General features: G+C 72.6%; 8 protein-coding genes. 2 read left to right on the top strand and 6 right to left on the bottom strand.

Translation table 11 applies throughout. The features are described 5' to 3' along the window. Window positions 1-140 precede the first annotated feature (140 nt). From AB0I52_RS29480 to lipB, 4 genes are all read right to left on the bottom strand, one after another. The gene (locus tag AB0I52_RS29480; RefSeq protein WP_363077724.1) at window positions 141-851 is read right to left on the bottom strand and encodes a DUF4191 domain-containing protein; all 711 of its coding nucleotides are present in this window, start codon (window positions 849-851) and stop codon (window positions 141-143) included. A gap of 19 nt (window positions 852-870) precedes the next feature. Continuing rightward, window positions 871-1,071 (bottom strand): hypothetical protein, encoded by a 201-nt coding sequence (locus AB0I52_RS29475; RefSeq protein WP_362953426.1) that lies wholly within the window; start codon window positions 1,069-1,071, stop codon window positions 871-873. A gap of 295 nt (window positions 1,072-1,366) precedes the next feature. Continuing rightward, window positions 1,367-2,350 (bottom strand): lipoyl synthase, encoded by a 984-nt coding sequence (gene lipA / locus AB0I52_RS29470; RefSeq protein WP_363077722.1) that lies wholly within the window; start codon window positions 2,348-2,350, stop codon window positions 1,367-1,369. 132 nt (window positions 2,351-2,482) lie between these two features. Continuing rightward, on the bottom strand, window positions 2,483-3,295 hold the full coding sequence (gene lipB, locus AB0I52_RS29465) for a lipoyl(octanoyl) transferase LipB (protein ID WP_363077720.1): 813 nt from the start codon (window positions 3,293-3,295) through the stop codon (window positions 2,483-2,485). A 443-nt stretch (window positions 3,296-3,738) separates the two neighbouring features. Between lipB and AB0I52_RS29460 the strand changes: the two genes are divergently transcribed. Further along, entirely contained in the window at window positions 3,739-5,457 is a 1,719-nt protein-coding gene (locus tag AB0I52_RS29460) for a regulator (protein ID WP_363077718.1), read from the top strand. 18 nt (window positions 5,458-5,475) lie between these two features. Here the strand turns inward: AB0I52_RS29460 and AB0I52_RS29455 are convergent, their stop codons facing one another. Together AB0I52_RS29455 and AB0I52_RS29450 are read right to left on the bottom strand one after the other, a co-directional pair. Further along, window positions 5,476-6,825: an FAD-dependent oxidoreductase gene (locus tag AB0I52_RS29455; RefSeq protein ID WP_363077716.1), complete on the bottom strand. Its 1,350-nt coding sequence runs from the start codon at window positions 6,823-6,825 to the stop codon at window positions 5,476-5,478. Between the two features lie 272 nt (window positions 6,826-7,097). Beyond that, window positions 7,098-7,997, bottom strand: coding sequence for a TIGR01777 family oxidoreductase (locus tag AB0I52_RS29450; RefSeq protein ID WP_363077714.1), 900 nt, complete (start codon window positions 7,995-7,997; stop codon window positions 7,098-7,100). Window positions 7,998-8,051: 54 nt separating this feature from the next. Between AB0I52_RS29450 and AB0I52_RS29445 the strand changes: the two genes are divergently transcribed. Next, window positions 8,052-8,579, top strand: a complete 528-nt coding sequence (locus AB0I52_RS29445) for a GNAT family N-acetyltransferase (protein ID WP_363077712.1) — start codon at window positions 8,052-8,054, stop codon at window positions 8,577-8,579. The last annotated feature ends 4 nt before the right edge of the window (window positions 8,580-8,583 follow it).

The raw sequence follows: 8,583 nt of genomic DNA, 5'->3' as shown, positions 1-8,583 counted from the left end.
AGAGGGGCGCGGTTCAAGCGACGCCGACATGCGTGTTCGCTGAACTCCAGGACCGGCAGCTCGCCTTCTTCTTGGCCCGGCCGGAGTGTCACGAACTCCTGGTTCGTGACCCGCCCTCTGCGTATGCCGCTCTTCGTACGTCAGCGCATCTTTCCGCCGCGCGGCATCCGCATACCCTTCGGCATCGGGCCCTTCGGCAGCGGCATGTTGCTCATCAGGTCGCCCATCGCGCGCAGCCGGTCGTTGGCGGCGGTCACCTGGGCGCCGGTCAGGACGCGCGGCAGCTTCAGCATCTTGGTGCGCACCTTCTTGAGCGGCACCTGACCCTCGTCGTTGCCGACGATGATGTCGTGCACGGGTACGTCGACCACGATGCGGGCCATCTTCTTCTTCTCGGCCGCGAGCAGGGTCTTCACCCGGTTCGGGTTGCCCTCGCCCACCAGCACGATGCCCGCCTTGCCCACGGCACGGTGGACGACGTCCTGGCTGCGGTTCATCGCGACCGCGGGGGTCGTGGACCAGCCGCGGCCCACGCGGTCCAGCACCGCCGCCGCAGCGCCCGGCTGCCCCTCCATCTGCCCGAAGGCGGCCCGCTCGGCACGCCGTCCGAAGACGATCGCCATCGCGAGGAGGGCGAACACGAAGCCCAGGATGCCCACGTAGATCGGGTGGTTGATCAAGAAACCGATCGCGAGGAGGACACCGAAGGTGACGATTCCCACACCCGCGACGACAAGACCGATCTTGGTGTCGGTCCGCCTGGTCATCTTGTAGGTCAGGGCGATCTGCTTGAGCCGCCCCGCGTTCTCGGCGCTGTCCGCGCCTTCAGTGGTTTTTGCCTTCCTCGCCATGCAATGAAGTTTACGTGGCCTAAGAACGGTGCTCGGCCACGGCCTCCAGTACGTACCCGGACTCGACCCGGTCCTTGGCCCGGCGGCGGTCCTCCAGGACGGCGGTCCAGGCGTTGCGGCGGGCGGTGCGCTGGCCGCTGCTCAGCAGCAGCGACTCGACGGCGCGGAGGGCGTTGGTGACGGTCGGAATGGCGGTGGCGCGTACCGGCGCGGCCTGCATCGTGGAAGTCCCCTCGGAACGGATGCGCGGACTGAGCGGCGCTCAGTCGGCGGACTGTGTTGCGCGGACTGGATACGGAAGCGGCGGGGCCAGTGGCCGGGAAAGCCACTGCGCTGCGTGCATCCAGGGTCACTGCTCGGTGTTACCAGCGGGTGACCGGTCGGTCAAACACCAATGAAACCTTGATATGAGCGGCGCGCACGTCGGCGCGGCCCATCCGCGCCTCCGACCTGCGAGGAGCGCATGGGCCGCGCCGAATCAGCCGTTACTGTTCAGTAGCTTCTTGTGCTCGGTTTCACACGGACGTCTGCTGCGCGGCCGGTGCGGCGGCGGAGGCCGCACCGCGCCGCTCGACCGCCTGCTGGAAGAGCCGTCCCGCGCGGTACGAGGAACGGACCAGCGGCCCGGACATCACACCGGAGTAGCCGATCGCGTCGGCCTCGTCCTTGAGCTCCACGAACTCGTGCGGCTTCACCCAGCGCTCGACCGGGTGGTGGCGCGGGGTCGGCCGCAGGTACTGCGTGATCGTGATGAGCTCGCAACCCGCGTCGTGCAGGTCCCGGAGCGCCTGGCTGACTTCCTCGCGGGTCTCGCCCATGCCGAGGATCAGGTTGGACTTGGTCACCAGACCGGCCTCGCGGGCCCGCGTGATGACCTCCAGGGAGCGCTCGTACCGGAAGCCGGGACGGATCCGCTTGAAGATCCGCGGCACCGTCTCCACGTTGTGGCCCAGCACCTCGGGGCGCGAGGAGAAGACCTCGGCGAGCTGCTCGGGCTCGGCGTTGAAGTCGGGGATCAGCAGCTCGACCTTGGTCTGGCCGGCCGCCCGCTCCGCCGTCTGCGCGTGGATCTGGCGCACGGTCTCCGCGTACAGCCAGGAACCGCCGTCCTCCAGGTCGTCGCGGGCGACGCCGGTGATGGTGGCGTAGTTCAGGTCCATCGTGACGACCGACTCGCCGACGCGACGGGGCTCGTCCCGGTCCAGCGCCTGCGGCTTGCCCGTGTCGATCTGGCAGAAGTCACAGCGCCGGGTGCACTGGTCGCCGCCGATGAGGAACGTGGCCTCGCGGTCCTCCCAGCACTCGAAGATATTGGGGCAGCCCGCCTCCTGGCACACCGTGTGCAGACCCTCGCTCTTCACGAGCTTCTGCAACTGGTTGTACTCGGGGCCCATCTTCGCCCGGGTTTTGATCCACTCGGGCTTCCGCTCGATGGGGGTCTGGCTGTTCCGGACCTCAAGGCGCAGCATCTTGCGCCCGTCGGGTGCGACAGCGGACACTCCGGCACTCCCCTTTGCTTTCACTGCATTGGATTCTTCGGCGAACACCAGGGTACGCCCGTAGTTCACACGGCTTTACGTCTGCCCAACCTGTGGCCGGCAGGGCCTATTCCCGGAGCGGTGCTCCGAGTGTCATGCCGTGGCCACGGCATCGGCCGCGCGCTCGACGGTGCGCGGGGCGAGCTCGGCGTTCTCCAGGACGTCCCTGAGGTGCTTCTCGACGACCGGGAGCACGTCCGCGATCGTGAGGTCGCGGCCCAGCTCGTACGCCAGGGAGGTGACGCCCGCGTCCCGGATGCCGCACGGCACGATCCGGTCGAACGAGGTGTTGTCCGGGTTCACGTTGAGCGCGAAACCGTGCATCGTCACGCCCTTGGCGACCCGGATGCCGATCGCGGCCAGTTTGCGGTCCTCGCGGCGCTGGCCGGCGTTGGACGGGGCGTACTCGGGGCCGTTCAGCCGGGCGTCGAACTCCTCGTCCCGGAGCCTCGGGTCGAAGTCGAGCGAGAGGCCGCCGATCGCCGGACGCTCCTCGACCGGGTCACCGAGCACCCAGACGCCGCTGCGGCCCTCGACCCGGCTCGTCCCCACCCCGAACTCGGCCGCCGTACGGATCAGCGCCTCCTCCAGCCGGCGGACGTGCGCGACGACGTCCACCGGGCGCGGCAGCTTCTGGATCGGGTAGCCGACCAGCTGGCCCGGTCCGTGCCAGGTGATCTTGCCGCCGCGGTCCACGTCGATGACCGGCGTGCCGTCCAGGGGGCGCTCGCTGTCGGCGGTGCGCCGGCCCGCCGTGTAGACGGGCGGGTGCTCCAGCAGCAGGCAGGTGTCGGGAACGGTGTCCTCGAACCGCGCCGCGTGCACCTCGCGCTGCTTCTGCCAGGCCTCCTGGTAGTCGACGGCTTCCTCGCCGAATCCCAGACGGACGAACCGAAGCTCAGTCACGGCAGCAGCCTTTCTCCTTGGCGGTGCCGTGGACGGGGGGTGTCCCCGGCACCGAGTCACCATGCACCGAATCGCGCCTTCCGCAACTGTACGACCGGCCCCGGAACACCGGCCCGGCAGGTCGCTCCCGTCAGCATCCTCGCAATCCTCACACGATCGGATGAATGTGAAGCGAAGGTGGCCGAGGTCGTCCCGGAGGCCGCTAAATTCGCGCCGTTCCCTGGAGCAGGCCCAAGGGGCTGTCCCGTCACCCCTGGTGGATCGGCGCGCGGCGTTCGGATGCGGTGCATCGCAAGGCGGAGGGGCGTCCGCGTACTGGCTGTATTCGGGCGTTCCGACAACGCGGCGAGGCGCCGTGGCTGTCGTCGTGCGCCCGCCAGGGTCGACGGGACAGCCCTCAGGGGCTGCCCGCCGGGCCCCGAAGGCAGGAGACCGTACAGCTGATGTCGGAACGACCTCCGCAGCGCACCCCCAACCGCCGACTCGCCTCGCTCATCACCGAAGCCGGATTCTCCAACGCCGGCCTCGCCCGCCGGGTGGACCAGCTCGGCCTCGAACACGGCCTCGACCTGCGGTACGACAAGACCTCCGTGACCCGTTGGCTGCGCGGACAGCAGCCGCGGGGGACCACCCCGGCCCTGATCGCGGAGGTCTTCACCCGGCGTCTCGGGCGCAGACTCTCCGCCCAGGACCTGGGTCTGGACGCCTGCGCGCCCGTCTACGCGGGTCTGGAGTTCGCCGCCACCCCGGCCGAGGCGGTCGACATCGTCAGCGGACTGTGGCGGAAGGACTCGGGCAGCCATGCGGAGCTGCGGAAGATCGCCTTCACCCCGGCAGGCCTGGTCGTCCCGAGCCGGGACTGGCTGATCGGCCGGGCGGACGAGTGGGTGGGGCGCGGCGTCGAGCCCGGAGCGGGCGCGGCCGGCGGACCGGTGCGGACCGGCGGCGGTGCTCCGGGTGCCGGTGCGGTCGGCCGGACACACGGCGTCCGGACGGTCGGCGGTCCACGCGGGGCGTCCGGGCTGAACGGGACGTACGGCACCGGAGCGAACGGGCCCGCCGGGAGCGCCGGACCCACCGCTTCCGGCGGCCTCGGAGCGGTGCCCGAGCAGGGCGGGGCCCCCGGGCCCGGCGGCCGGCCCGGTCTCCGGGGACCCGTGCCGTCCCGGCCCCCCGGCGCACCCGGGGGTTCCGGCCCCGCGGGCTCCCTCGCACCCCCCGGTGTCCCCCGGCAGCGGCAGACCGACCGGGGCTCCGGCCAGCGGGTCGGCAGCGGCGACGTCGCCGCTCTCCGGTCGGTCGCCGAGCTCTTCCGCACCCTCGACCACGCCTACGGCGGCGGCCACGCCCGGCAGGCCCTGGTCCGGTACCTGGAGCACGAGACGGAACCGATGCTGCGCGGCACCTACAGCGAGGCCACCGGCCGCCGGCTGTTCGCCGCCGCGGCCGATCTGACCCGCCTCGCGGGCTGGACCTCGTACGACATCGCGGCGCACGGGCTGGCCCAGCGGTACTTCGTCCAGTCGTTACGCCTCGCCCAGGCCGCCGGGGACCGGGCCTACGGCAGCTACGTCCTGATCACCATGAGCCGGCAGGCGGTCTACCTCGGACACGGCAGGGAGGCGGTGCAGCTGGCGCGGGTGGCCCAGCAGGGCATCGGCTCGGCGGCGCCCAACGCGGTCCTGGCCCTGCTGCACGCGGTCGAGGCGCGCGGTCACGGGGTGCTCGGGGAGGCCAAGGCCTGTGTGGCCTCGCTGGCGCGGGCGGAACGCGCGCTGGAGACCTCCCGCCCCGGGGACGACGTGCCGCACTGGGCGCGCCACTTCGACGAGGCCCAGCTCGCCGACGACTTCGCGCACTGCCACCGGGACCTCCAGCAGTACCGGGCCGCCGCGCAGCACGCGGAGCGCTCGCTACAGCTGCGCGCCCCCGCGTACGCCCGCAGCCGGCTGTTCTGCCGGGTGGTGCTGGCCTCCGCGCGGCTCGGCCTCGGTGAGCTCGACCAGGCCTGCCGGCTGGGCGCGGAGGCCGCTCAGCAGGCCGCCGAGATGCGATCGGTGCGCGCCACGGAGTACGTACGGGACTTCGAGCGCCGGCTCGAACCCTTCCGGGACGCCGCCCCCGTACGCGGATACCGTGAGCGGGTTGCTGCACTGGGGTGAGACCGCCTCCCGCCCGGCCTACGCCACCCGGGGGAGTGCGCCGGCGCTTCCGTACCCGGGCCGTACGCCCAGGTCGGTGAGGATCGCCTCGGCCGCGCGGCGGGCCGAGAACAGGGCCCCCTGAACCGTGCTCGTGTCGCGGTGGTCGCCGCACACGTACAGGCCCGCGAGCAGCCGGACCGGGCGGTGGGGGTCGTGCGGGGCCTCCATCGCGGGCACCGCCTCCGGGTCGTGGTGGACGGCCAGCAGCTCCCAGTCGTCGGTGGGCGCGCCGTGCAGCGCGGCGAGACGGGCGCGGACCACGCGGTCCAGATCGGGCGGCGGGGTACCGAGCACCGTCGAGCTGATCAGGGTCCGGCCGTGCGGGGCGCGCGCCGGGTCGACCTCGCTCATCACCGCGGTGTGCGCGACCGGGCCCGTGCGGTCGGCGTCCAGCACCAGCGACGCCCCGGTCGGCGGGGGAGCGGGGGCGGTGTGGTGAAGCACCGTCACCTGACGGAAGGACGGCACCCGCAGACCCGGCAGCAGTTCGGCGGCGGCGCCCGCGCCGGTGGCCAGCAGCAGTGAGCGGCAGCCCAGTTCGCCGTGCTCCTTGGTGCGCACCGAGGTGATGTCGGCGGCCGTGACCTGCACGCCCGTCCGTACGGTGCCGGGCGGCAGCGCCGCCGCCAGCAGTTCGGGCAGCGTCCCCGAACCTCCCGACGGTACGCAGAGCCTGCCGCTCGCATAGCTGCGCAGGGCGAGATCGGCGCACCGGCTGGACGTGGTGAGTCCGGGGTCGCTGAGCAGCGCGGTGAGCAGCGGGCGCACGAAGCCGTTGAGCGTACGGGGGGACAGGCCGCGGCCTGACAGGGCTTCGAGCGCGGTCCGTTCGGGCCGGGCCAGCACGCGGGCCCGGGGCGTGGCGGCGAGGCGGGACAGCGACGCGCCGAGCCTGGCGTGGTCGATCGCGCCGCCCATGACCCCGGTGATGGCCCCGCCCCGCGGTGCCCTGGGGGCGCCTGCGAGGGCGCGCGCCGCCTTGAGCGCACCCCGGGCGTTGCGCGCGCCCCGTGTGCCCCGGATCTCCCCGGTCCGGTAGCGGCGGCCCTCGCTGTGGACGAGGACGCCGGGGGCGAAGTTCCGCAGGACGAGTCCGTCGAGTCCGGGTCCCGCGTACAGCTCCGGGTACGAGGTGTTGAGGAGCGGGCCGATGCGGTCGAGCCGGAATCCGTCCACCTCCTCGGTCATCATCCGGCCGCCGACCCGGGGGCCGGCCTCCAGGACGCTGACGCTCACTCCCGCACTGGTCAGTTGATGGGCCGCTGCCAGGCCGGCGATCCCGGCCCCGATGATGACGACGTCCGCGTGGTGTGCCGTGCTGAGCACGTGCCCTCCCCGAGTCGGCGCAATGGGTGGGAGGCTCTTGCCCTCAACAGGCCACCGGAATGCGCGGGTTCGCCATGAGGCTAGGAGCCCGTCCGGATATCGGGGCGGTCGCGCGCACCGGGGCACCGGGGCACGGGGTCGCATATCTGTCTGAATTCTCCGACGGGTGGGGTTCCTGGCGTCGCCGGGGCCTCTGGGGGCTTCCGGGATTCGGGATTTCCCGTTCTCCGGGGTGGCGGCGGGCCCGCCGCCGTGGTTCGGGGCGGGCCGGATCAGCGCAGTGCCGCGCGGATGGCGGCGTCGATCCCGGGGAAGGCGAACGAGAATCCCGCGTCCAGCAGCCGCCCCGGCAGCACCCGCTGACTGCCCAGCACGTCTTCGGCGAAGTCGCCCAGCGCGATCCGCAGCGCCGGCGCGGGCGCGGTGAAGAGCGTCGGCCGGTGCAGCACCCGGCCCATCGCCGCCGTCACCTCGCCGTTGGTGACGGGGTCGGGGCCGGTCAGATTCACCGCCCCGGACAGCTCCGGGGTGTCGAGGATGTGCCGCATGGCCGCGATGTGGTCGTGCAGCGCGATGAAGCTCCAGTACTGCCGCCCGTTGCCCAGTCGCCCGCCGAGCCCTGCCCTGAAGAGCGGGAAGAGCCGGCCCCAGGCCCCGCCCTCCCGGGCGACGACCAGCCCGGTGCGGGCGTGCACGGTCCGGATCCCGGCCTCTTCCGCGGCGGCCGTGGCCTCTTCCCACTCGACGCACACCGACGGCAGGAACCCGTCCCCGGGCGGTGCGCTCTCGTCGACCGCCCGGTCCCCGGTGTCGCCGTAGAAGCCGATCGCGGACCCGGCCAGCAGCACCTTCGGCGGTGTGTCGAGCGAGGCGACGGCCTCCGCGATCGCGGCGGTGCCCAGCACCCGGCTGTCCCGGATCTCGCGCTTGTACGCCTCGGTCCAGCGGTGGTCGCCCACCCCGGCACCGGCGAGATGGACGACGGCGTCGCAGCCCACCAGGCCGGCCACGTCGACGTGACTCCGCTTCGGGTCCCACTCCACCTCGTCGCCCGACCGGGCCGGGTGCCGGACCAGCCGGACCACCTCGTGCCCGTCGGCCCGCAGGGAGCGCACCAGGGCCGCTCCGATGAGTCCGGTCGATCCGGTGACGGCGATACGGGAGTGCGGCATGGGACCCATCCTGCCGTACGAATCGGGCCGGGGCGGCGTGGCACAGTGGCGCGCATGCCCGAGATCCCTGCGCACCAGGCCCACTCCGTCCGTCCCTCGGTCCTCTCCGACGAAGCCGCTCTCGGTGAACTCGACCGCTCCACCTGGTCGACGCTGCACGCCGTGTCGCCGAGGCCGCAGCCGCCGTACGCGCCGTTCTTCGACGACAACCACCGGCCGCCGGACTTCCTGGTGGCCGAGGCACGGGACGCGGCGGGCGAAGTGCGGCTGGCCGGGTACACCAGGCTGGTCCCGCCGACCCCGCTGGCCTGCAATACGCACGTACGCCAGATACAGGGCCTGGCCGTGGCCGACTGGGCCCGCGGCCGGGGGATCGCCAGGGGGCTGCTGCGGGCGGCGATGGCGGTGGCGCGGAACCAGGGCGCGAACCGGATGACCCTGCGGGTACTCGGGCACAACACGCCCGCGCGTGCGCTGTACGAGTCGGAGGGGTTCACCGTCGAGGGGGTGCTGTCCGGTGAGTTCTTCCTCGGCGGGCGCTATGTCGACGACGTGCTGATGGGGCGCTCGCTCGCTCCTTGAGCGG

Origin of the sequence: Streptomyces sp. NPDC050423, from assembly GCF_040655445.1 — a bacterium.
GTDB lineage: Bacteria > Actinomycetota > Actinomycetes > Streptomycetales > Streptomycetaceae > Streptomyces.
This window is presented reverse-complemented; position numbering and strand designations above follow the sequence as displayed.